Origin of the sequence: Xanthomonas sp. NCPPB 3582 (assembly GCF_041475735.2) — a bacterium.
Taxonomy (GTDB): domain Bacteria; phylum Pseudomonadota; class Gammaproteobacteria; order Xanthomonadales; family Xanthomonadaceae; genus Xanthomonas; species Xanthomonas codiaei.
The window spans coordinates 1,530,681-1,554,922 of the sequence record NZ_CM192968.1 but is presented as its reverse complement, the minus strand read 5'-3'; the positions used below and the strand labels follow the sequence as shown (position 1 = coordinate 1,554,922).

Here is a 24,242-nt window from a genome sequence, read left to right as displayed (position 1 = left end):
CACCACATCCACCGCGCTAGCCTCAGCGACCGGATTTGGATGGAGATCACGATGCGAAAGCCCGCCTGTACCCTCGCCCTTGCCCTGGCCTGCAGTCCGCTGATGGCGCAGCAAGCCAGTTATGGCCCGCGCCTGGAAGGCTTCGACTACCCCCACCCGCTCAAGACCTACGCCTTCACCTCGCAGCAGCAGCCGCTGGAAATGGCGTACATGGATGTCGCGCCCACCGGTACGCCGAACGGGCGCACCGCGGTGCTGCTGCACGGCAAGAATTTCTGCGCCGCCACCTGGGAGGACAGCATCGCCGCGCTGCGCAAGGCCGGCTACCGCGTCGTCGCGCCGGACCAGATCGGTTTCTGCAAATCCAGCAAGCCGGCCGCCTATCAGTTCTCGTTCGCGCAACTGGCCGACAACACCCATGCGCTGTTGAAGCAACTCGGCATCGAGCGTGCGGTGGTGGTCGGTCATTCGATGGGCGGCATGCTGGCGATCCGCTATGCGCTGATGTACCCGCAGGCCACCGAGCATCTGGCGCTGGTGGACCCGATCGGGCTGGAAGACTGGAAGGCCGAAGGCATCCCCTGGCGCAGCGTGGATGCCTGGTACGCCAACGAGCTGAAGAGCAGCTTCGAACGCATCAAGAAGTACCAGATGGAGGTGTACTACGCCGGTCAATGGAAGCCCGAATTCGAACGCTGGGCGCGCATGCAGGCCGGCATGTCGCTGGGCCAGGGCAAGCAGGCGGTGGCGTGGAATCAGGCGCTGACCTACGACATGGTGTTCAACCAGCCGGTGGTCTACGAGCTGCCCAAACTCGCAGTGCCGACCACGCTGTTCATCGGTCTCAAGGACCGCACCGCCATCGGCAAGGACACCGCGCCACCCGAGGTCAAGGCCCGCGTGGGCGATTACACCAAGCTCGGCAAGCGCGCGGCGGCCGCGATTCCGAATGCGACACTGATCGAGTTCGCCGACCTGGGCCATTCGCCGCAGGTGCAGGATCCGGCGCGCTTCAACGCTGCGCTGTTGAAGGCGATCGCGCATTGATCCTGCGGGCATGACGCCGGCACCCGCAACATCGATCATGCACACGCAAGACGCATGACGCATGACGACGCGATGGAGTCAGCTCCGTCGCGTCGCCGTCAGCCAGCCACGATCCGCAGTACGTCATCCAGCAAGGCTGCGGCCGTCACCTCGGCGCCCGCACCCGGTCCCTGGATCAGCAAGGGCTGACCCCGGTAGCGGTCGCTGCTGATCGCCACCCGGTTGTCGGTCCCGGCACCGCCGGCCAGGGGATGATCCAGCGCCAGCTCGCGCAATCCCACGCTCGCACCGTGCGCATCCACGCGACCCACGAAGCGCAGGCAACGTCCTGCCGCGCGTGCCTGCTGCCAGCGCGCATCCAGTTGGGCATCCAGCGCTCCCAGCTGTGCCTCCAGTTGCGCCAGCGGGGTTCTGGCGATGCTGGCCGGTACCAGCGATTCCACATGCACCTGCTCGGCTTCCAGCTGCCAGCCGGCCGCGCGCGCCAGGATCAGTAGCTTGCGTCGCACGTCCTCACCGGACAGATCGATGCGTGGATCCGGCTCGGTATAGCCCGCCGCCATCGCCTCGCGCACGCAGTCCGAAAAAGCGGCACTTCCGTCATAGCGATGGAACAGCCACGCCAACGATCCGGACAACACGCCTTTGATCGAATGGATATGGTCGCCGCCGGCCACCAGCGCGCGCACGCTGCTCAGCACCGGCAGCCCGGCGCCCACGGTGGCACTGTCGCCGTAGTGCGCGCCACTGGCATGCCGGGCGGCGTGCAGCGCCTGCGCGCGCGCCAGCGCGGTGCCCTGCCCCAGCTTGTTGGCGGTGACCACGTGCACGCCACGGCCCAGCCATTCCACATGCCACTGCGCCACTACGTCGCTGGCGGTCGCATCCACCAGCACATCGCCGGCCCGCAAGGCCACGGTCTCTGCCCAGGGCTGCAACACGGCCTGGCCACGCGGGGCCGCATTGGCCTGCTGCAATGCCTGCTCGGCGCTCACCCCGCAGTCGTGGGCGATGCGCGAATTGGCCAGCCAATCGAACCGGGGCAGCTGCAGCTGGCGCTGCTGCAAGGCGGTGTAGCGGGTGACGAAGGCACGGCCCACCGTTCCGGTGCCCAGCAACGCGAGCCGGGGCGTGGGTGTCACCGCCGGCTTCGCTGCGCGCGGCGATACGGGCAGCACGCTGCTCATGCGTCGACCTGTTTGCGGGTGGCGTTGGCCAGGGTCGCTTCGGCCCGTGCCAGGCCGGCCTGCAGGTCGGCGAGCAGGTCCTGGGAGGATTCGATCCCGATCGACAAGCGCAGCAGGCCATCGGAAATTCCGGCCGCCGCACGTGCCTCGGCGGTCATCGCCGCATGCGTCATCGAGGCCGGATGCGCGATCAGGCTTTCCACGCCACCCAAGGACTCGGCCAGGGTGAAGTAACGCAGGCCATCGACGAAGGCACGCACCGCCGCTTCGCCACCGTTCAATTCGAAACTCATCATCGCGCCGAAGCCCTTCTGCTGGCGCGCGGCCAGGGCGTGGCCCGGGTGCGACGCCAGCCCCGGGAAATACACCTGGTTGACCGCCGCATGCCCGTCCAGCAACGCAGCGATGGCATCGGCATTTTCCTGGTGCACGCGCAGGCGCGCATCCAGCGTGCGCAGGCCACGCAGGGTGAGGAAGGCATCGAACGGCGAGCCGGTCAGGCCCAGCGCGTTGGCCCACCACACCAGCTGCTGATGCAGCTCTGCATCGCGCGCCACCACCGCACCGCCCACCACATCGCTGTGGCCGTTGATGTACTTGGTGGTGGAGTGCAGCACCAGATCGGCGCCGAATTCCAGCGGCTTCTGCAGCGCCGGCGACAGGAAGGTGTTGTCGACCACGGTCAACGCGCCCACCTTCTTGGCCGCTTCGATGACAAAGCGCAGGTCGGTGATGCGCAGCAGCGGGTTGGACGGGGTTTCGATCAGCACCAGCTTGGGCGATTGCGCCAATGCATCGGCCAGCGAGCGCGGGTCGGTGAGGTCGGCGGTGATCAGCGCGAAATGGCCCTTCTTGGCCAGCGCATTGAATAGCCGCCAGCTGCCGCCATAGGCATCGTGCGGCACCACCAGGGTGTCGCCCGGCTGCAGCACCGCGTTGAGCACCAGATTGATCGCGCCCATGCCGGTGGAGGTGATCACCCCGCCCGCACCGCCTTCCAGTTCGGCCAGCGCTTCGCCGAGCAGGTCGCGGGTGGGATTGCCGCTGCGGGTGTAGTCGTACTGGCGCTTGTTGCCGAATCCGTCGAACGAAAAGTTCGACGACAGCACGATCGGCGGAGTCACCGCGCCGTAGGCGGTATCGCGGTCGATACCGGCGCGCACGGCGGCAGTGGCGGCAGTACAGGGGGCGTCGACAGGGTCGCGAAAGCTCATACGGTTTCTCCGGTAATGCGAAGGGCAGTGGTCAGGATCGCGTCGATGCGATCGATTTCTTTCAGGAAGGCGTCATGGCCATAGGGCGAGCGCAGCACGCGCAGGCTGCCGCGCGGCCCCAGGCCTTCGACCAGGCCGACCATGTCGGCCAGCGGCACCAGGCGGTCGCCCTCCACCGCCACCACCACGGTGGACACGCGCACCTGCGCCGGGTCGATGCGGTGCAGGTCGATGGATTCGGACAGGCGCAGGTAGGCTGTGACCGGGGTGCGCGCCACGTACTGCGCACCAGCGGCATCCAGATAGTCTTCGGCCGCCACACGCACGCGGCCGTTGATCACTTCCGGCGGCGCGTCGAAGCGCTCGCTGAATTCTTCCGGCGTGCGGTAGCTGAGCATGGCGAACTGGCGCGCCAGCGCCAGGCCATGGTGTTCGGCGCACTGCAGCTGGCCCAGCGCCACCGCGCGGCGCTGCAGCGCGCGCCAGGCCGCCGCATACGGATGCGCGCGGTGCGCGCCACTGACGGCGATCAAGGTGCCGATGCGGCCGGCATGGCGAACGGCCAATTGCAACCCGACCAGCGCGCCGTACGAATAGCCGACGAAGCCGTGCAGGCGGGTGATGCCCAGCGCGTCCAGCAACGCCGCGATCGCATCGGCCTGGTCGGCAGTATCGATCGGCGCATCCAGGGTGCCGTCGGCACCCAGGAAATCGAACGCCAGCAGGCGGCGCGTGGCCGGATCCAGCGCGCGGCCGGCGCCTACCAGGCCATCCACCCAGCCCTTTTCCGGAAACAGGGCATTGGCGGCCAGATGCCGGTGCGCAGAGATACCGCCGGCCACGAACACCACCGGCGCGTTGGCGGCGCCGACCAGTTCATAGCGCAACCGCAACTCGCGCAGTCCGGCATGGCGCATCGGCAGCGATACGACGAGTTCGCCGCGCACCGCAGCGGGGCCAGCCGATTCGGCAGCGAGGGTTACAAGGTCATCAGACGTGGTTGGCGATGCTGTGGTCACGAGGCTCATGGCGATATCCGGGGTGGATCGGCCATCGAGCTTCGCGGGAGCTCGCGTTCGACGTGCGCAAGGCACGAATCGAACCATCTTTCGGCGGACGCGGTGGTCCCCGCAGGATTTGGCACCAAACGCGGGCGCTTGCGCGCTCCGCTGGCTGCCCCGGCATCAAAGGGCCTGTCCCTCCGCCGGTCTCGATGGTGAGGCCAAGATGCCACCGCTTTTTTGCGATGTCAATCGCTTCATGCGGATGAAAAGATATATTTTCATCCGATACCACCACCGACAGCGTCCGGCTGCATACTTGCGCCCCTTCGTCCCGGCTCGATCGCGTGCGCCACCGCCTGTTACGCCCCCCCACTCCCGCGATCTGCGCAGCGATGACGGCGGTGCTACTGGCCTGTGCGGCTGCCGCCGGGGCGCAGCAACGCTGGCACTGGCCCGGCGCTCCAGCCGCGCCGTCCGCAACCTCCACCACGTCCCCGCGCTCCGCCGCGACCGGAACCGGCCCGACCCTGCGGCTGGAATGGCAGGCGCCGGCCTACCTGGCCTGGGTCGACAACCCGCTGGCCGGGCCTGCGCAGGTTCGCCTGAGCGCGCCGCCCAGCGAGGACTACCGCGCCGTGCCGCAATTGCCGCTGACGCTGCTGCTGGCCGCGCACGAGCGGCGCCTGCTCGCCCGGCTCTATCCGGCCAGCAGCCAACGCACCCTGGCAGGGCTGGGGCTCAGGCTGGAGGTGATTCCCGGCGATCCGCAGGCCCAACCGCAGCCCGTGCGCTACCAATTGCCGTTCCGCGATCGACCCGTGCAGGTGGATCAGGGCTACGGCGGGCACTTCAGCCATACCGACCTGCCCAACTGGTATGCGGTGGACTTCGCCCTGCCGCAGGGCACGCCGGTGCTGGCTGCACGCGAAGGCGTGGTCATGGAGTTGCGCCAGGACGTGACCGACGGCAGCGCCGACGACCCGGCTGCCGGTGGCGGCAATCTGGTGCGCCTATTGCACGCCGACGGCAGCATGGCGCTGTACGCCCACCTGGCGCCCGGCGGCGTGGCGGTGCGGCTCGGCCAGCGGGTCGACACCGGCGAGCGGCTCGGCGCCTCCGGCAATACCGGCTACAGCACGGCTGCGCACCTGCATTTCTCGGTCCAGCGCAACGCCGGCCTGCAACTGGTCTCGGTACCGTTCCGCATGCTGGGGCCGCAGGGCGAGCTGCAGTTTCCCTCGCCCGCTCCCTGAGTGGCGCTGCCCAGGTCTCGCAGGTCTGGCCGGCAGCCAGCAAAGGTCCGCCTCCCCGAAGCCGCTATAATCACCGGCTTCCTCCGTTTCCGCAGGCGTCCGACCGGGCGCGCACCGCCCATGTCCGAAGTCTCCAACGAAGCCGCGCGCCGCCGCACCTTCGCCATCATTTCCCACCCCGACGCCGGCAAGACCACGCTGACCGAAAAGCTGCTGCTGTTCGGCGGTGCGATCCAGATGGCTGGCTCGGTCAAGGGCCGCAAGGCCGCCCGCCATGCCACCTCGGACTGGATGGCGCTGGAAAAGGAACGCGGCATCTCGGTGACCTCCTCGGTGATGCAGTTCCCCTACGAGGACAAGATCGTCAACCTGCTCGACACCCCCGGCCACGCCGACTTCGGCGAGGACACCTACCGCGTGCTCACCGCGGTGGATTCGGCGCTGATGGTGATCGACGTGGCCAAGGGCGTGGAAGAACGCACCATCAAGCTGATGGAAGTCTGCCGCCTGCGCGACACCCCCATCATGACCTTCATCAACAAGCTCGATCGCGAGGGCAAGAACCCGATCGAACTGCTGGACGAAGTGGAAACCGTGCTCGGCATCCAGTGCGCCCCGGTCACCTGGCCGATCGGCATGGGCCAGCGCCTGAAAGGCGTGGTGCACCTGATCAGCGGCGAGGTGCATCTGTACGAACAGGGCCGCAACTTCACCCGCCAGGACTCGACCATCTTCCCGTCGCTGGATGCCCCGGGCCTGGAAGAGAAGATCGGCGCGCAGATGCTGGCCGAACTGCGCGACGAGCTGGAACTGGTGCAGGGCGCGAGCAATCCGTTCGACCTGGAGGCCTATCGCGCCGGCCAGCAGACCCCGGTGTTCTTCGGCTCGGGCGTCAACAACTTCGGCGTGCAGCCGCTGCTGGATTTCTTCGTCGAGCACGCACCGCCGCCGCAGGCGCGCGACACCACCGGCCGCCGCGTCGAAGCCACCGAACCTAAACTGAGCGGCTTCGTCTTCAAGATCCAGGCCAACATGGACCCGCAACACCGCGACCGCGTCGCGTTCATGCGCGTGTGCTCGGGCAAGTTCACCGCCGGCATGAAGGCGCTGCACGTGCGCAGCGGCAAGGAGGTCAAGCTGGCCAATGCGCTCACCTTCATGGCCTCCGACCGCGAGATCGCTGCCGAGGCCTGGCCGGGCGATGTCATCGGCATCCACAACCACGGCACCATCTCCATCGGCGACACCTTCACCGAGGGCGAATCGTTGTCGTTCACCGGCATTCCCAACTTCGCGCCGGAACTGTTCCGCCGCGCACGCCTGCGCGACCCGCTCAAGCTCAAGCAACTGCAGAAGGGCCTGGCGCAGCTGTCCGAAGAAGGCGCCACGCAGTTCTTCCGCCCGTTGATGAGCAACGACCTGATCCTGGGCGCGGTGGGCGTGCTGCAGTTCGACGTAGTCGCGTACCGGCTCAAGGACGAATACGGTGTGGATGCGATCTTCGAGCCGGTGAGCGTGACCACCGCACGCTGGGTGCATTGCGACAACGCCAAGAAACTCGAGGAATTCCGCGAGAAGAACGCCGGTAACCTCGGCATCGACGCGGCCGGCGAACTGGTCTACCTGGCACCGACACGCGTGAACCTGCAACTGGCTCAGGAACGCGCGCCGGATGTGCGCTTCTCGGCCACGCGCGAACATGCGCATGCCAAGGCGATGGATTGACCTGCACTTGAATTCCCGCCGACGCATGCCACTGCCGGCGATGCGAATCGCTCGCAGTTGCGGTACCTTTTTGGAATGAACGCAGACGCCTCCCCCTCGACCGACCTGCGCGACGAAATTGCCAGTGCCGTGACCCACGGCCTGGGTGCCATTGCCGCCCTGGCCGGCGGCTCGGTGCTGATCACGCTGGCCGCCATCTATGGCGATGGCTGGCAGCTGGCCACCTCCATCGTGTTCAGTGCCACGCTGGTGTTGCTCTACGTCGCCTCAACGCTATTCCATGCCATCCCGCATCCAGGCGCCAAGGCGCGCCTGCAGGTGCTGGATCACTGCGCGATCTATCTGTTGATCGCCGGCACCTACACGCCGTTTACGCTGATCAACCTGCGCGGCCCATGGGGCTGGGGATTGTTTGCGGCCATCTGGACGATCGCCGCCGCCGGAGTGATCTTCAAGCTGTTCTTCACCGGCCGTTTTCGGTTGCTCTCAACCATCCTGTATCTGGCGATGGGCTGGCTGATCATCGTGGCGATCCAGCCGCTGCTACGCTCGGTCGACACCTGGTCGCTGTGCTGGCTGCTGGCCGGCGGGCTGTTCTACACCCTGGGCACCTACTTCTACCAGCGCGACACCCAGCGTTACTTCCATGCCATCTGGCACCTGTTCGTGCTTGCCGGTAGCGCCTGCCACTTCGTTGCGGTGATCGAGCAAGTGATGTGAGGCGGCGCGTGCAGGCGTTCGCGCGGCCTGCACGAGCCATCGCCAACCATGCGCACGTGAACAACGTGACTCCCGCCGCCGATCCACGCACCTTGCGCCCACCGCGTCGGCGACGCTGGCTGATCGGGCTTGGCATCGTCGCCTTGCTCGTGGTGGTTTTCCTGATCCTGTTCGACTGGAACTGGCTACGTGGCCCGGTCGAGCGTGCGGTCAGCGCCAAGACTGGGCGCGAATTCCATCTGGGCCACCTGGACGTGGATCTGGGTCGCATCACCACGGTTCGCGGCCAACGCCTGCAGCTGGGCAATGCCGCCTGGTCCAAACGCGGCGCGATGGCGGAATTGAACGCAGCCGAGATCGATGTGGAGCTATGGCCCCTGCTGCGTGGCACGGTTCGCTTGCCGGAAATCCGGCTCGACCATCCGAATGTGCTGCTCGAAGCCGGCAACGACGGCCATCCCGGCAACTGGGTGTTCGATACCGACGGCGGCGACGGCAGCATGCCGCGGCTTGGCAGGCTGCTGGTGACAGACGGGCGCTTGCGCTATATCGACGACGCCAGCCGTTCGGATATCGACGTGGCGATCAACAGCCTGGCGCCGCCGCGCAGCGATCAGCGTGCGGCGCCGATCGGCATCGAGGGCAAGGGCCGCTGGAAGGGCTACCCATTCACGCTGAAAGGCGACACCGCTTCGCCGCTGGAGCTGAGCCAGAGCGAGCATCCCTTCCGCGTCGATCTGCGTGGGCGCGCCGGCGCCACCCGCACGCATGTGCGCGGCACGCTGACCAATCCGTTCCAGTTCCGCGTGTTCGACCTGCAGATGGCGCTGAGCGGCCAGGACATGCAGGACCTGTATCCACTAACCGGCGTTGCCATGCCCTCCACCCCGCCGTATGCACTGGACGGCCGGCTGCGGCGCGATGGCGATGTGTGGCGCTATGAGAAGTTCACCGGCACCGCTGGCGATAGCGACCTGTCCGGTACCGCCGAGATCGACCTGCGCAACAAACGCCCGATCCTGCGCGCGGACCTGGCCTCCAAACGCCTGGATTTCGACGATCTTGCAGGCTTCGTCGGCGCACCGCCCAAGACCGACGCAGATGAATCGGCCAATGCGCAACAGAAGAAGCAGGCCAGCCAACTTGCCGCCAGCGCGCGTGTCCTGCCGGCCACGCCCTACGACCTGTCCAAGCTGCGCGCCATGGATGCGCAGGTGCGCTGGCGCGCGCAACGCATCAACGCACCGTCCTGGCCGCTGGACGACATGGATGCCTCGTTGAACCTGAAAGATGGCCTGCTGCAGCTGGATCCACTCAACTTCGGCGTGGCCGGCGGCGATATCCGCTCCACCATCCGCATGGATGCGCGCAACGAGGTCATCGCCACGCATCTGAAGGCCGGCATCCGCGGCATCCGGTTGGATCGGCTGTTCCCCGATGCCGCCCTGGCCAAGCAGGCCTCCGGCGCCATCGGCGGCGAGCTGGATCTGCGCGGCCGCGGCAACTCGATCGCCGCCATGCTCGGCAGCGCCGATGGCTCGATTGGCGTGGGTATGGGCCGCGGCCATGTCGGCAACCTGATCATGGAGCTGGCCGGCCTGGACATCGCCGAATCGCTGAAGTACCTGATCACCAAGGACCGCCAGATCCCGGTGCGCTGCATCTTCGGCGATTTCGGCGTGCAGGACGGTCTCATGCAATCGCGCGCCCTGGCCTTCGACAGTACCGACACCATCATCGTCGGCGAAGGCAACATCAGCCTGAAGAACGAAACCCTGGACCTGCTGCTGCGCCCGCGCCCGAAGGACCGCAGCATCCTGAGCCTGCGTTCGCCGCTGCGTATCGCCGGCACCTTCAAGGACCCCTCGTTCCGCCCCGATTTCAAGGCCCTGGGCGTGCGTGGTGCGATTGCCGTTGCCCTGGGCAGCATCGCGCCGCCCGCCGCGCTGCTGGCCACCTTCGAACCTGGCCCGGGCAAGGACAGCGACTGCGGCGGCAAGTACGCGCAGTGAGCACCAAGGCGCGGCCCGATCGCTGGCGCGCCTGCGCTGATCACCTACCCGGAAGGCTTGCCAACGACCGCACCGGCACCACGCGCGGATGTCAGCTGGCGATATACCGCTGCAACTGATCGATATCGCGCCGCTGATCTTCGATCACCGCCTTGACCAGGTCGCCGATCGAGATGACTCCCTGCACACGGCCATTTTCGACCACCGGCAGATGCCGGAAGCGGCCGTCGGTCATCAGTTGCATGCAGCGCTCCACGGTGTCCGAAGGCGACACCGTCACTACCTGCGAACTCATGATCTCCGCCACGCTGGTGCTATGGGACGAACGCTCGCGCAAGACCACCTTGCGCGCGTAATCGCGCTCGGATACGATGCCGGCAAGCCTCGCCCCGTCCATCACCAACACCGCGCCGATGCCCTTCTCGGCCATCAGCCGGATCGCTTCGATCACTGCGGCATCGGCCGCAACGGCGAACACCTCAACCTGCTTGGTCCCCAACAGCTGTCGTACGGTCTGCATGGCCCGCTCCGCGCTTGGTCTGGTGATCGCAGCCTACTCCCACCGCGCCGCGCTGGGTATCGACCAGGTACAGCGGGCGCTGCTTGGCCTCATCGTACAAGCGGCCCAGGTATTCACCGATCAGGCCCAGCGCAATCAACTGGATGCCGCCCAGGAACAGGATCACCGACATCATCGTCGGCCAGCCCGCGACCGGATCGCCCACCAGCGCCGCCTTGATCACCACCCAGCCTCCGAACAGGAACGCCGCCAGCGCCGTCAGCAGGCCCAGATAGGTCGCTACCCGCAATGGCACAGTGGAAAAGCTGGTGATGCCGTCCAGCGCGAAATTCCACAACCGCCAGACCGTGAACTTGCTGGTCCCGGACAGGCGCGGCGCGCGCCGGTACGGCAACGCCACCTGGCGGAATCCGACCCAGCCGAACAGCCCCTTCATGAAACGATGCCGCTCGCGCAACTGCTGCAAGGCCTGCACGACGCGCGGCGACAGCAGGCGAAAATCGCCGGTGTCAGCGGGGATCGGCGTGCGCGACAGGCGCCGGATCACCCGATAGAACGCATGGGCGGCACTGCGTTTGAGCCAGCTCTCGCCCTCGCGAAACACGCGGGTTCCGAAGATATTGTCGTAGCCGGCCCGCCACAGCGCGACGAATTCCGGGATCAGTTCCGGCGGGTCCTGGCCATCGGCATCGAGCAGGACGACCGCGCCGGGCAGCACATGATCCAGTCCCGCCGAGACCGCCACTTCCTTGCCGAAATTGCGCGACAGCCGTACTGCGCCCACCCGCGCATCGGCCTGCACCAGCGCCTGCAAGACGTCCCAGGTGCCGTCGGTGCTGCCGTCGTCGACATACAGCACCTGCGTCTGCAGCCCATGCAGCTGCGCCAGCACCGCGCACAGCCGTGGATGCAACAACGGGATGCTGGTTTCCTCGTTGTAGGCCGCAATCACCACGGTCAGGCGCTCGCCAACGGCAGGGGCGGCGCTGGGGTCGATACTGCTCATGCTCACCTGGCCTGCAGGTAGGCAGCGCCGCCCAGCTGCCGCGCCTGCCGTTGGATCCACGCCGTGCGCCGCTGCACATAGGCGCCCGGCCGGCGCGCGTCATAGCGCCGTGGCGATGGCAGCACCGCAGCCAAACGCGCCGACTCGGTCGGCGACAGCCCGGCCGCATCCTTGCCCCAGAACTGCCGGGCAGCCGCCTGCGCGCCATACACGCCGTCGCCGAACTCGGCCACGTTGAGATACACCTCCAGAATGCGCTGCTTGGGCCAGAACAGCTCGATCAGCACCGTGTACCAGGCCTCCAGGCCCTTGCGCAGCCAGCTGCGGCCCTGCCACAGGAACACGTTCTTGGCGACCTGCTGGCTGATCGTGCTCGCGCCACGCACCCGCCCGCCGCGCGCATTGTGATCGCGCGCCTTTTCGATGGCCTGCAGATCGAACCCGTGATGCATCGGGAACTGCTGATCCTCTGCCGCCACCACCGAGATCGGCAGGCTGGCGGCGATCTTCTCGTAGTCGCGCCATTGCTGATGCAGGGAAAACCCGACATCGCCCTCGCCCCAGGCTTCCAGATAGCGGCCCACCATCATGCTGCTGATCGGCGGATCGACCACCCGCAGCACCAGCACCTGCAACACGCTCGCGGCGGCAAACAGCAGCGGTGCGGCCAATAGCCAGCGCAACCAGCGCCTGCGCCGCGGTGGTGTCCCCTGCTTGCCATCCAATGCATCCGTCCCCATTAGTTCGCTTCGACCTTCAATCCCGATGCCTGCCGCATTATCCGGCAACCGGCGTCCCTTACGTCCGATGTCTCCATGACCGATCACGATCAGCTTTCCCGTTTCCTGCTGCCGGCCGCCGGCGTGCGCGGAGTCCATGTGCGTCTGACCAAGGCCTGGCACGACATCCAGGGCGCCGCCGAGTACCCGCCAGCCGCGCGCCAGCTGCTTGGCGAAGCCGCGGTGGCGGCCGCTCTGTTCACCGGCCACACCAAGGTGGATGGGCGCCTGTCCGTGCAGCTGCGCGGCAACGACACGCTGCGCACCCTGTTTGCCGAGTGCACCGCCGCCGGCACCTTGCGCGGCATCGTGCAACTGGCCGACGGCGCCGATGCGCCGACCGACCTGCGCGAGCTGGGCGAGGCAGCCCTGCTGGCGATCACCATCGAAAACCCCGGCCTGGACCCGCGCGAACCGCAGCGCTACCAGAGCCTGGTCGGCATGCAGGCCCCGGACCTGGCCGAGGCCTTCGAAACCTATTTCCAGCAGTCCGAACAGCTGCCGACCCGCCTGCTGCTGGCGGCCGGCCCGGATCAGGCCGCTGGCCTGCTGCTGCAGAAGCTGCCAGGCGACGAAGGCGACACCGACGGCTGGACCCGCATCGGCGCCCTGTTCGACACACTCGGCGCGCCGGAGCTGTTGTCGGTCGCCGGCGACGACCTGCTGCACCGCCTGTTCCACGAAGAAGACACGCAGTTGATGGGCAGCAAGCCACTCGCTTTTGGCTGCTCCTGCTCGCGCGAACGAGTTGCCGCGATGCTGCAATCGCTGGGCGAAGACGAGGCGCGCGCCGCCGCAGAAGAGACCGGCAGCGTGGACGTGCGCTGCGAATTCTGCGGCCGTGAGTATCACTTTCCGTTGACCGATCTGGCCGTACTTTTCAGTGCAGCGCAACCCTCTCAGCAGGCGCCGGAACGGTTGCAATAGATAGCATTACGGCTGCGTTCTGGGGAACGTGACTACTTGTTAAATAATCATAAACACCCTAGCATTCTCCCTGCCCGCTCTCGGGAACTTAACAACTACGCCTGGGTCTGACTCTCGGTATGCGACACCTTCTGCGCCTTCCGCTCGCTTTGCTGGTTGCCCTCGCGGCAGTCACGGGCGTGCACGCGCAGTCGGCGCAGCAATTGCGCGAGAGCACGATCCTGCCGGTGTGGAACAAGGGAAGCGGCAAGGTCGAGGCGTTCCTGTATCTGGAACCTACCGGTGAGCAGAAGGCCGGCGCACGCTGGCACTTCGGTCGCAACTCGCTGGATGCGGCATTCGGCCTGACCTCCGGCGATTCGCTGGGCCTGCTTTGCAACAGCAGCCGTGGCACCAACATCAGCGGACTGGCCAGCCATTGCCTGCTGGCCGGCATCGGCGACGACGAAGAAGACAGCGCCGCCGCCTCGCGCCGGGTGTCCGGAACGCTGGGCTTCAACCGCGCCGGCGGCAGAGTGGGCGTCACCGCCGGCACCGGTCGCGACACCCTGCCCGCCTGGCTGATCGGCGCCGGCAAGGCACCGCTGACGCGCGTCGAGCAAAACGATCTGACCGTGTTCGGCCAGAAGAACATCGGCCGCGAAGGCTTCGTCTCGATCGGCGGCACCTACGCCCGCGCACGTCTGGTGCCGCTCGCGGATGTCTCCCCGGCCATTGCCGACCAATGGGACAGCAAGACCTTGAGCGTTGGCGGCGGCTATGGCGCCTTCAGCGCCAACGTCATCGGCCGCGTCGTGGACGTCCCCGGCCAGCCGGAGAAGTGGGAAGGTCTGGGCCTGGGCCTGACCTGGCGCACCCCCTGGAGCGGGCAGCTGACTGTCGGCGCCGAGAACGTCATCTCGCGCGGCAAGAACCCCTTCGCGCCGAACAACGACAGCAACAGCGACGGCACGGTTCCTTACGTCCGGTACGAGCAAGACCTGTAACCCATTGATCGAAATGACGTTTTCTTGACGCCACCGAGTCTCTCCCGGTGGCGTTTTACTTTGTAGAGACCGTTCGTCGGCAGGCTTTTCACGGCTTTCTTCTTTTTCGTTAACGGGACTTTAATTTCCCGCACAACGCATATACCATCGGTTCACCCTGGCGTTTTGGATCCGCACTTTTCGGAACCGCCGGCAGGCAAACAACCCTTGGCAGTACCCAAGATCACTTGGAGAGAGAGCTAATGAATTGCAAGTCCAACAAGCTGCGCGATGCCGTTGTCCTCGCGCTTGTCGTGGGCGTGGGCGGTACCGGTACCGCCATCGCTCAGGAAGCCGGCACCACCAACCTCGACAAGATCGAGGTGACCGGTTCGCGCATCAAGCGCGCCGATGTCGAAACCTCGCAGCCGGTTTTCAGCATGAGCCGTCAGCAGATCGAATCGCAGGGTCTGACCTCCATCGGCGACGTGATCCAGAACATCAGCTCGGGCGGTTCGGCACTTAACAGCAACGTCAACAACGGCGGCAACGGCGAAACGCGCGTCAATCTCCGCAACCTTGGCTCCAACCGCACCCTGGTGCTGGTCAATGGTCGTCGCTGGGTTGGCGGCACGGGCTTGGGCGGCGCGGTCGACCTCAACACGATTCCGACTGCTGCCGTCGAGCGCATCGAAGTCTTGAAGGACGGTGCCTCCACGATCTACGGTTCTGACGCCATTTCTGGCGTGATCAACATCATTCTGCGCCAGAACTTCGATGGCGCCGAAGCAAATGCGTATTACGGCCAGTACGACAAGGGCGACGGCAGCCGCGAGTCTTACGACTTCACCATCGGCTCGACGGGCGAGCGTTGGCACGCCACCTTGGGCGTTGGCTACGTGAAGGAAGAGCCGGTCTGGGCGGGCGACCGTGAGATTTCGTCCGTACCGGTGTTCGGCGCAGTCGCCGGCACTGGCAACAGCACCACGATTCCAGGTGGTCGTTTCGGCATCTTCGGCCCGACCGGCACCAGCGCAACGGGCACCCCGACCTTTGGCGCAACGCGTTTCAACGGCACACCGGGCTTCTCGATCACCAATGATGGCGGCACGACGTCGCGCAACTACACCGCTGCCGACAGCTACAACTTTGCGCCGGCCAACTATCTGGTAACACCGCAGGAGCGCAAGTCGGTCTTTGCAGACGCAGGTTTGTCGATCACCGACAACGTGCGTTTCAAGACCACGGTGACCTACAACGAACGTGAGTCGAGCCAGATCCTGGCACCGATGCCGGTCGTGCTGGGTCGCTCCGCTCCGGGCACCAATGGTGCCGACATCGTCATTTCGGCCAATAACATCTACAACAACACCGGCCGCAATATCGACTACATCCAGTACCGCGCCGAAGAGACCGGCGGCCGCATCTTTAATCAGAACGTCAAGACGTTCGGCTTCAGTGGCGCGTTCGAAGGCGACTTCGAAGTTGGCCAGCGCTTCTTCAACTGGGAAGCCGGTATGTTCTACGGCAAGAACGACCAGACCGATCGCACCACTGGCCTGTTCAACATTTCCGCACTGCGTAACGCGCTTGGCCCGTCGTTCGTCGACGCTAGCGGCGTAGCACGTTGCGGCACCGCAGCCAACACGATCGATGGTTGCGTCCCAATGGACATGTTGAGCGGCCCGGGTTCGTTGACCCCCGAAATGCTGAGCTACGCCGGGTTCAACGCGCATGACCTGTACGGGTATGAGCAGAAGACCTATTTCGGCAATATCGGCGGCGAGTTGTTCGACCTGCAAGGAGGTGCGTTCGCATTCTCCTTGGGCGCTGAACACCGCGAAGAGTCGGGTTTCGACGATCCGGATGCACTGATCAACTCCGGTGACACCACCGGCAATGCACGTACGGCAACCAACGGCGGCTACAAGCTGGACGAGGCCTACATCGAGTTCGCAGTGCCGTTGCTGGCAGACCTGCCCGGTGCACAGCTGCTCGATTTCAGCCTGGCAACCCGCTACTCGGATTACAGCAACTTCGGCGACACCACCAACAGCAAGTTCGGGTTCCGCTGGAAGCCGATCACGGACCTGATGATCCGTGGTAACTGGTCGCAGGGCTTCCGCGCCCCGTCGATCAATGAGCTGTTCCAGGGTGTGAGCGACACGTTCGAAGACGTGCGCGATCCGTGCGCGGGCTCGTTCAGCGACGGCTCCGTCAACGGCACCCGCCCGGGCTCGTGCGGTGCAGTGCCCGCCTACGCTCAGGCCAACCCGCAGGTGCGTACCGCCACCGGCGGCAACCCGAATCTGCAGCCGGAAACGTCCACGTCTAAGACGTTGGGCTTCGTCTACAGCCCGGGCTGGGTCACTGGTCTCGATGTCTCGCTGGACTGGTGGAACATCGAAATCGAAGATGCCATCGACACGCAGACCGTACAGGAGACTCTGGACAGCTGCTACCTGGCCGGCATCGCCAACGCTTGCTCGCTGATTCAGCGCGAGCCGACTGGCGAAGTGTCCAACCTGCTCGCAGTGCCCAACAACATCGCTAGGATCGAAGCTGAAGGCTACGACCTGACCGTTGGATATCGCCTGCCGGACACCGCGTGGGGCAGCTTCAGCGTGGTGTGGGACTCGACCTACATGAGCAAGTTCGTGGTCGAGAAGCCGCTGCAGGATCCGGAAACCCGCGTTGGCCTGTACCGTGGCGGCTCGGCTCGTGACAACAACTGGCGCATCCGCTCCAACCTGATGCTCAATTGGGAATTGGGCGATGTCGGTGGCTCGGCATCCATGCGCTACTACAGCTCGCAGGTTGAAAACTGCACGGGTGCCAATGTTGCCACCCCGGCAAATGTCGCGCTGCTGTGCTCGGATCCGAACCGCGTGACCAGCGCCGGTGCTGCTCCGCGCAACCATGTTCCAAGCGTGACCTATACCGATCTGGCCGCTTACTGGAAGGCTCCGTGGAACGCACGCGTGACCGTCGGCGTTAACAACGCTTTCGATCGCGATCCGCCGCAGGCCGCGACGGCGTTTGCCAATAGCTTCGACTCGCAGTACGAAATCCCGGGTCGCTTCTATTACATGCGCTACACCCAGAAGTTCTGATAGGCAGGTTTATCACTGCGCACAAGAAAGCCGCGATTCGAAAGAATCGCGGCTTTTCTATTTGGTCGATGCTGTAGTGATACACGCCTGCGCGCGCACCGGCATGGCTGATCAGCCAGGAATCAAGGTCTGAATCACATGCTCGACATAGGCCTCGAAATCTTCCCGGGCGGGCTTGGGTTGCTGCAGTTGCAGCGAAAGCTGCAGGAAGCCGACATAGGCGGCGTAGGCCAGACGGGCACGGTGCTGGGCGTCGGTGCGGGACAGGCCGGCCTGGCGGAAGGAGGCGATCAGGTAATCCAGGCGGCGCTGCGAGACGCGGTCGATGACCGGGCGTACCGCAGGATGGTCGAGGGCCTTGAGCAGTTCGCTATAGATCACGTGTGGCTTGACTTCATGGGCGACCAGCTGGAACAGGGCGCGCAGGCGGGCGCTGGGGTCCGGGACGTCTTCCAGGCTGCCGAACACTTCCTTCTGTTCAAAGATTTCCCAGCGCTCCAGGGCGGCTTGCAGCAGCGCGTCGCGCGATGGGAAGTGCCAGTAGAAGCTGCCCTTGGTCACGCCGAGCCGGCGCGCCAACGGTTCTACGGCAACCGCGCCCACGCCTTGTTCGGCGATCAGGTCCAGCGCGGCCTGCGCCCAGTCGTCCGCACTGAGGCGGTTGCCGCGGCCGGAACTGGCCCGGGGAGTGGTGGGGCTGGATTCGGTGATGTCGTTCATGCTGCGATTTAACCATACGCTTGAGTCAGTTGCAGTATGCGTCACGAAATCGACGCACAATCGCCATGATTCAATGGCTTAACCGTCCATACCAGAGAGTATTGACAGCTGCCGTGACGCATCCATACCATTAGGTATGGTCACTCTTCCTCCTACCCTCGCCCGCACTGTATCTGCGCCGCACATCAGCGCTGGCGATGCCGAGTTGGCGGTGTCGGTCCAAGGCGCCGAACGCGCGCAAACGGTCGTGCTGGCGCATGGGTTCGGGCAAACGCGGCATGCCTGGGAAGCGACTGCACGCGCGTTGGCGCAGGCTGGCTACCGTGCGCTGTCCTACGATGCGCGCGGGCATGGCGATTCGAGCTTCAATGCGGCCGAGGTGCGCTACTCGCCGACGCAGTTCGCCGATGACCTGATCGTGGTGGCCGGCGAGCACGCGCAACCGCCGGTGCTGGTCGCCGCCTCGATGGGGGGATTGTTCGGGCTGCTTGCCGAAGCGCGTTGGCCGGGCCTGTTTCGCGCCATCGTGCTGGTCGACATCACGCCGCGTTGGGACACCAGCGGCGTGGAGCGCATCCTGCGCTTCATGACCGCGCACCCGGATGGCTTCGCCTCGCTGGAGGCCGCCGCCGATGCCATCGCCGACTATCTGCCGCATCGGCCACGCAAGACGGCAAGCCAGTTGCAGGCGCTGCTGCGCCAGCGCGACGACGGCCGTTGGCAATGGCATTGGGATCCGCGCCTGGTCGACGAGCTGGCCGGACAGGATGCGCAGCTGCAGCAGCATGCGCTGCTGGATGCCGCAGCGCAGGTGCGTTGCCCGATGCTGCTGATCAGCGGCGGACGCAGCGACCTGGTCACGCCGGCCACCATCAATGAGTTCCTGTCGATCGTGCCGCACGCACAGCACGTGCACCTGCCCGAGGCCACGCACATGCTGGCCGGCGACGACAACACCACGTTTACCGCCACCGTGTTGCAGTACCTGGACGCATTACCCTCGGTTGGCACCATCGCAGCGTCCAACATCACCGAGCATGTCACTGGAGCAAGACCATGAGCATCGTTGCACCGTTCCTCCTCGTCATCCTGGCGGCGGGTATCGCTGCCTATCACCGGATGCGCCTTGCGACCTGGGTTGCGATCAGCGCCTGCGTGCTGGTGGCGTGCTGGTTGCTGGACGCGAACCTGATCGCCACCATCGTTGCGGCCGCGCTGGTCGTGCTGGTATCCGCGCCGGTGCTGCTGCCCTTTCTGCGCAAGCCGCTGCTGACCACGCCGTTGATGGCGTTCTTCCGCAAGGTGCTGCCGCCGCTGTCGCAGACCGAGCGCATCGCGCTGGAGACCGGCTCGGTCGGTTTCGAAGGCGAGCTGTTCACCGGTGACCCGGATTGGCAGAAGCTGCTCAACTATCCCAAGCCGCAGCTCACCGCCGAAGAGCAGGCGTTCCTGGATGGCCCGGTGGAAGAGCTGTGCAAGATGGTCAACGACTGGGAAATCACCCACGTCCATGCCGACCTGCCGCCGGAGTTGTGGGACTTCATCAAGAAGAACAAGTTCTTCGGCATGATCATTCCCAAGCAGTACGGCGGCCTGGGCTTCAGCGCGCTGGCCCACCACAAGGTGATCCAGAAGCTGTCCTCGATCTCCAGCGTGGTCAGCTCCACCGTCGGCGTGCCGAACTCGCTAGGGCCCGGCGAGCTGCTGCTGCACTACGGCACTCCGGAACAGAAGGACTATTACCTGCCGCGTCTGGCCGTGGGTGCGGAAGTGCCGTGTTTCGGCCTGACCGGTCCGTTTGCCGGCTCCGATGCCACCTCGATCCCGGACTACGGCATCGTCTGCAAGGGCGAGTGGAATGGCGCCAACGTGCTCGGCGTCAAGCTGACCTTCGACAAGCGCTACATCACCCTGGCACCGGTCGCCTCGCTGATCGGCCTTGCCTTCCGCGCCTACGATCCGGAAGGTCTGATCGGCGACAAGAAGGACATCGGCATCACCCTGGCGCTGCTGCCGCGCGAAACCCCCGGTGTGGAAATCGGCCGCCGCCACTTCCCGTTGAACTCGCCGTTCCAGAATGGCCCGATCCATGGCGAAGAAGTGTTCATCCCGCTGAGCCAGTTGATCGGCGGCGTGGAAATGGTCGGCAAGGGCTGGAACATGCTCAACGAGTGCCTGGCCGTGGGTCGCTCGATCACCCTGCCCTCCACCGCCAGTGGCGGCAGCAAGGCGGCTGCGGTGGTCACCGGAGCCTATGCACGTATCCGCAAGCAGTTCGGCCTGTCGGTCGGCCGTTTCGAAGGTGTGGAAGAGGCGCTGGCGCGTATCGGCGGCAAGGCCTATGCGATCAGTGCGCTGTCGCAGGCCACGGCAGCGGCGGTGGACCGCGGCGACGTTCCGTCGGTACCGTCGGCGATCGCCAAGTACCACTGCACCACCATGGGCCGCGAAGTGGTCAGCGACATGATGGATGTGATCGGCGGCAAGGGCATCATCCTGGGGCCCCGCAACTTCGCCGGCCGCGCCTGGCAAGCCGCGCCGATCGGCGTGACCGTGGAAGGCGCCAACATCATGACCCGTAGCCTGCTGATCTTCGGCCAGGGCGCGATCCTGTGCCATCCGTGGGTGATGAAGGAAATGCAGGCGGCGCAGGATCCGGACACGCGTCGCGGCCTGGAAGCGTTCGACCAGAGCCTGTTCGGCCATATCCGCTTCGGCATTTCCAATGCGGTGCGTTCGTTCTGGTTCGGCCTGACCGGTGCGCGCATTGGCGCCGCGCCGGGCGATGCCTACACCCGCCGTTTCTTCCGCAAGCTGGACCGTTACTCGGCCAACCTGGCGTTGATGGCCGACGTCTCGATGCTGATGCTGGGCGGCAAGTTGAAGTTCAAGGAGTCGCTGTCCGGCCGTCTGGGCGATGTGCTGAGCCACATCTACATGACCAGCGCGATGCTCAAGCGTTACCACGATGAAGGCGCACCGGCCAGCGACCAGCCGCTGCTGGCCTGGGCCTTCCACGACAGCGTGCACAAGATCGAAACCGCACTGTCGGCCGCCCTGCGCAACTTCCCGATCCGTCCGGTGGGCTGGCTGATGTGGGTGTTGATCTTCCCGCTGGGCCGCCGCGCCGAAGCGCCGGGCGACCGTCTGGGCCACCGCGTTGCATCGATCCTGATGGCGCCCAACGAGGCACGCGATCGCCTGGCACAGGGTGTGTTCCTGACCCCGTGCGCCAACAACCCGGGTGGTCGCATCGCCAGCTATCTGACCAAAGCCGTGATGGCCGAGCCGGTGGAGCGCAAGTTCCTCAAGGCGCTCAAGACCAAGGGCATCGAAGCGCTGGAGTTCACCGCACAGCTGGACGAAGCGGTAGCCGAAGGCGTGCTCACGCTGGACGAGCGCAAGCTGCTGGAAGAGCTGCGCGAGATCATGATGGATACCATCACCGTGGACGACTTCGATCCGCATGAGTTGCGTGCGGCCAGCTTCTACGACAAGCCGCAGGCACAGCAGCCGCGCGAAGCGGCCTGATTCGGCGCTTTCGTCGACAAGGCAAAAACAAACGGCGAGCTTCGGCTCGCCGTTTGCGGTTGAGGGCAATGCCTGCGGGGCTGCAGCGAAGATTTTCGGACCAGGTGCGCCGGTTGGAAAAACGCGCAGGGCTGCTGCGCGGGTGTCTTGCCAGGTGGGGGACGCAGCCGTCGCATCGGCCATGCCCGAGGTCAGCCGTGATCGGGTATCACGCTGCGAATGCACGATGTGACTTGCCAGGCGAAGGACATCCGCCTGCAGCCGACCACATAAAGTTAAGGACGATTCTTCAGCACAGCGACGCCATCGCGGCGATCAAACGCCACACTGCCACGCCCCCGGCCTGCGAGCCCAACTGACGATGCCGGGTGCTAGCGCCAGGCGATCATCGCCCGCGCCATGGCACCCAAGTGCAGTTGGTCAAGCGCTTCGATCAGACCGGCAACCACAGCAGCGCCAATGCGATCAGCGCAGGCAAGGCCTGCACGAAGAAGATCCGGCGGTTGACGCTGTAGGCGCCGTAGCAACCGGCCACGACCACGCAGCCAAGGAAGAAGCTCAGCACGTCCGCACGTTCGGCCAGTGCGCCCCAGAACAGGCCAGCGGCCAGAAAGCCGTTGTAGAGCCCCTGGTTGGCCGCCAGCACGCGCGTGGCCTGCGCCTTCTCCGCCGTATTGCGGAAGGTCTTCAGACCCAACGGGCGGGTCCACAGCAGCATTTCCAGCACCAGGATGTAGACGTGCAGCAGGGCGACGCACAGGCCGGCAAGGATGGCGAACAGGGACATGGCAGGCAGCAGTGATGGACGGGGCGGCAAGCATAGCCGCGATCACCTGCTCTTCGTTGGGAAAACCACGCAGAGGCGGGCAATCGGCTCCTGCCAGGACGGCACAACCGGCACGGCGGGGACGCCAGGGCAGCCCGATGCCATCGACGGCACCGCCGGGAGACCACCAGCAATGCAGACAGCGCCGAGGCGTGGACATGGCATGCGTGCTCAGCCCCAGCCGCACCGTGGCGCAGGCGGTCCTCGCCCACCTGCCTGCACCCGCGGCAAAACGCACATTGCGCCGTCGATCAGCCCTGTGAGCCGGCCGGGGTTCGCTCCTCCGCCGCATCGCGCTCTGCAGGCAGCTTGCGCGCTTCGCGCAACAGGCCGAATGCCCCAACCGTCATGCCCGCCGCAGCCAGCAAGCCGACGCCGAACACCGCACTGGACCCCAAGGCCGAAACCAGCTTGTGGATCCACACGAAGCTGAGGTCCCCGCCGCGGTAGATCACCGTATCGATCGCCGCGCCGGCCTTGTAGCGCCACTCGCGATTGACCCGCGTGTATAGCGTCTCGCGTGCCGGCTTGGCGAGCGCGAACTCGCTGGAGCGGGTGATCACCTGCACGATCGCGATCATCATCGGCAACGGCGAGGCCGTCAGCACGGCATAGCCCAGGGTGATGGCGACGCCGGGAATCAGCAGCGCCGGCGCGATGCCGAAACGCGACAACAGCGCGCGCGTCACCAGCAATTGCAGCACCAGGGTCAGCGCGTTGACCGCCAGATCGATGGTGGCGTAGTACGCCGTACTGGCCGCCGCATCCGTGTAGAGCCGACGGACCAACGCAGCCTGTTCGTTATAGAGCAAGGTGCCGACGCCCACACCGAATAGAGTCATCAGCGCCAGCCAGCGCAACAGCGGCTCGCGCACGATCAGCTTGAGTCCGCCAAACACGTCGCCGCCCATCGGCACTTCGCCCGAATCCAGGCGGAACTGCCGTTCGCGCGCCACCGCCCATAGCCGCAGCCGCAACACGCACACCAGGCACACCGTCAGGAACCCGGCCGAGACCAGCATCAGATGGGCGACGCCGATCCGCTCCACCAGGGTGCGGGTGAGGACGGGCCCGAGAAACGCGCCCAGCGTGCCCGCCGCACCGATGTAGCCGTAGTAGCTGCGCGCCTCGGCATTGCTGAAGACATCGGCCATGAAGCTCCAGAACACCGCCACCGCGAACAGGTTGAACACCGTCACCCATAGGAAGAACGCCATGCCGCGACCGGGCACGCCACTGTCGAACAGCACATAGAACAGCAGCAGGGTCGCGATGAAGAAGCCGTACACCGCCGGCAGGAATACCCGCCGCGGGTAGCGGCTGACCAGCGCACCGTACAGCGGTTGCAGCAGCACCATGATCAGGAAGGTGCAGGTAAACAGCACCTGCAAGGTGAAGTCCTTGAGCGGCACACCGTGTGCGGCGAAGAAGGCGATCACGCCAGTGGGAAAGATCGCTTCCACATCCGCCGAGGCACCCATCGCCTCGCGTACCGGGCGCAACACGTAATACCCGCTCAGCAGGCAGAAGAAATACAGGAACGACCAGGTCAGCGGCGGTGAACGGCGCAATGCTGCGCTCAGCCGGCCAAGCGCAGAGCGCGGTGCAGGCGAGTGGGTCATGGCGTCAACATCGCCCGCGCGAACGAGCCCGACAGCAAGAGCATGGCAGCCACAGCACGCGGCGGAAGAAG

19 protein-coding genes and 1 riboswitch are annotated in these 24,242 nt (G+C 65.7%); of the genes, 10 read left to right on the top strand and 9 right to left on the bottom strand.

What is annotated here, in order from left to right; all coding sequences use genetic code 11:
- Positions 1 to 39 precede the first annotated feature (39 nt).
- Complete coding sequence (locus tag ACCQ05_RS06490) at positions 40 to 1,047, top strand: alpha/beta fold hydrolase (protein WP_372393283.1); 1,008 nt, start codon at positions 40 to 42, stop codon at positions 1,045 to 1,047.
- 98 nt (positions 1,048 to 1,145) lie between these two features.
- Here the strand turns inward: ACCQ05_RS06490 and ACCQ05_RS06485 are convergent, their stop codons facing one another.
- Genes ACCQ05_RS06485 through metX form a run of 3 tightly spaced genes read right to left on the bottom strand, consistent with a single transcriptional unit; the run spans position 1,146 to position 4,476 of the window.
- Positions 1,146 to 2,234 (bottom strand): homoserine dehydrogenase family protein, encoded by a 1,089-nt coding sequence (locus ACCQ05_RS06485; protein ID WP_372393282.1) that lies wholly within the window; start codon positions 2,232 to 2,234, stop codon positions 1,146 to 1,148.
- A complete protein-coding gene (locus ACCQ05_RS06480; RefSeq protein WP_372393281.1) occupies positions 2,231 to 3,448 on the bottom strand; it encodes an O-succinylhomoserine (thiol)-lyase in 1,218 nt (405 codons plus the stop codon). Before ACCQ05_RS06480 ends, ACCQ05_RS06485 begins: the two co-directional genes overlap by 4 nt.
- Entirely contained in the window at positions 3,445 to 4,476 is a 1,032-nt protein-coding gene (gene metX / locus ACCQ05_RS06475) for a homoserine O-succinyltransferase MetX (RefSeq protein ID WP_104539253.1), read from the bottom strand. Before metX ends, ACCQ05_RS06480 begins: the two co-directional genes overlap by 4 nt.
- Before the next feature lie 71 nt (positions 4,477 to 4,547).
- Positions 4,548 to 4,668, bottom strand: a riboswitch (SAM riboswitch).
- Positions 4,669 to 4,796: 128 nt separating this feature from the next.
- Here metX and ACCQ05_RS06470 point away from each other — a divergent pair.
- From ACCQ05_RS06470 to ACCQ05_RS06455, 4 genes are all read left to right on the top strand, one after another.
- Entirely contained in the window at positions 4,797 to 5,705 is a 909-nt protein-coding gene (locus tag ACCQ05_RS06470; protein WP_372393280.1) for a M23 family metallopeptidase, read from the top strand.
- Positions 5,706 to 5,825: 120 nt separating this feature from the next.
- Positions 5,826 to 7,430, top strand: a complete 1,605-nt coding sequence (locus ACCQ05_RS06465) for a peptide chain release factor 3 (protein ID WP_372393279.1) — start codon at positions 5,826 to 5,828, stop codon at positions 7,428 to 7,430.
- A gap of 75 nt (positions 7,431 to 7,505) precedes the next feature.
- Positions 7,506 to 8,150, top strand: coding sequence for a PAQR family membrane homeostasis protein TrhA (trhA, locus tag ACCQ05_RS06460; RefSeq protein WP_064507376.1), 645 nt, complete (start codon positions 7,506 to 7,508; stop codon positions 8,148 to 8,150).
- A gap of 56 nt (positions 8,151 to 8,206) precedes the next feature.
- Positions 8,207 to 10,162: an AsmA family protein gene (locus ACCQ05_RS06455; protein WP_228962969.1), complete on the top strand. Its 1,956-nt coding sequence runs from the start codon at positions 8,207 to 8,209 to the stop codon at positions 10,160 to 10,162.
- A gap of 91 nt (positions 10,163 to 10,253) precedes the next feature.
- Here the strand turns inward: ACCQ05_RS06455 and ACCQ05_RS06450 are convergent, their stop codons facing one another.
- Genes ACCQ05_RS06450 through mtgA form a run of 3 tightly spaced genes read right to left on the bottom strand, consistent with a single transcriptional unit; the run spans position 10,254 to position 12,428 of the window.
- Complete coding sequence (locus ACCQ05_RS06450) at positions 10,254 to 10,682, bottom strand: CBS domain-containing protein (RefSeq protein WP_169706679.1); 429 nt, start codon at positions 10,680 to 10,682, stop codon at positions 10,254 to 10,256.
- The gene (locus tag ACCQ05_RS06445; RefSeq protein WP_372393278.1) at positions 10,642 to 11,688 is read right to left on the bottom strand and encodes a glycosyltransferase family 2 protein; all 1,047 of its coding nucleotides are present in this window, start codon (positions 11,686 to 11,688) and stop codon (positions 10,642 to 10,644) included. Before ACCQ05_RS06445 ends, ACCQ05_RS06450 begins: the two co-directional genes overlap by 41 nt.
- A 2-nt stretch (positions 11,689 to 11,690) precedes the next feature.
- Positions 11,691 to 12,428, bottom strand: coding sequence for a monofunctional biosynthetic peptidoglycan transglycosylase (gene mtgA / locus ACCQ05_RS06440; RefSeq protein ID WP_228962967.1), 738 nt, complete (start codon positions 12,426 to 12,428; stop codon positions 11,691 to 11,693).
- A 75-nt stretch (positions 12,429 to 12,503) separates the two neighbouring features.
- Here mtgA and hslO point away from each other — a divergent pair, with 75 nt between their 5' ends.
- The 3 genes from hslO (at position 12,504) to ACCQ05_RS06425 (ending at position 17,472) form a co-directional block, all read left to right on the top strand.
- Positions 12,504 to 13,394 carry an Hsp33 family molecular chaperone HslO gene (gene hslO / locus ACCQ05_RS06435; protein ID WP_228962966.1) on the top strand — a complete coding sequence of 297 codons (891 nt, stop codon included), beginning with the start codon at positions 12,504 to 12,506 and terminating at the stop codon, positions 13,392 to 13,394.
- A 152-nt stretch (positions 13,395 to 13,546) separates the two neighbouring features.
- On the top strand, positions 13,547 to 14,380 hold the full coding sequence (locus ACCQ05_RS06430) for an XOO1806 family protein (RefSeq protein WP_228962986.1): 834 nt from the start codon (positions 13,547 to 13,549) through the stop codon (positions 14,378 to 14,380).
- Between the two features lie 242 nt (positions 14,381 to 14,622).
- Positions 14,623 to 17,472 carry a TonB-dependent receptor domain-containing protein gene (locus ACCQ05_RS06425; RefSeq protein ID WP_228962965.1) on the top strand — a complete coding sequence of 950 codons (2,850 nt, stop codon included), beginning with the start codon at positions 14,623 to 14,625 and terminating at the stop codon, positions 17,470 to 17,472.
- Between the two features lie 111 nt (positions 17,473 to 17,583).
- Here ACCQ05_RS06425 and ACCQ05_RS06420 read toward each other — a convergent pair whose 3' ends face one another.
- Complete coding sequence (locus tag ACCQ05_RS06420; RefSeq protein WP_104539242.1) at positions 17,584 to 18,192, bottom strand: TetR/AcrR family transcriptional regulator; 609 nt, start codon at positions 18,190 to 18,192, stop codon at positions 17,584 to 17,586.
- Positions 18,193 to 18,328: 136 nt separating this feature from the next.
- Between ACCQ05_RS06420 and ACCQ05_RS06415 the strand changes: the two genes are divergently transcribed.
- Complete coding sequence (locus ACCQ05_RS06415; RefSeq protein ID WP_372393277.1) at positions 18,329 to 19,252, top strand: alpha/beta fold hydrolase; 924 nt, start codon at positions 18,329 to 18,331, stop codon at positions 19,250 to 19,252.
- Entirely contained in the window at positions 19,249 to 21,723 is a 2,475-nt protein-coding gene (locus ACCQ05_RS06410) for an acyl-CoA dehydrogenase (RefSeq protein WP_104539241.1), read from the top strand. Before ACCQ05_RS06415 ends, ACCQ05_RS06410 begins: the two co-directional genes overlap by 4 nt.
- Positions 21,724 to 22,156: 433 nt before the next feature.
- On the opposite strand, the gene ACCQ05_RS06405 is transcribed toward ACCQ05_RS06410, so the two are convergent.
- Positions 22,157 to 22,510, bottom strand: coding sequence for a DUF1304 domain-containing protein (locus ACCQ05_RS06405; RefSeq protein WP_372393276.1), 354 nt, complete (start codon positions 22,508 to 22,510; stop codon positions 22,157 to 22,159).
- A gap of 290 nt (positions 22,511 to 22,800) precedes the next feature.
- A complete protein-coding gene (locus ACCQ05_RS06400) occupies positions 22,801 to 24,171 on the bottom strand; it encodes an NTP/NDP exchange transporter (RefSeq protein ID WP_372393275.1) in 1,371 nt (456 codons plus the stop codon).
- Positions 24,172 to 24,242: the final 71 nt, after the last annotated feature.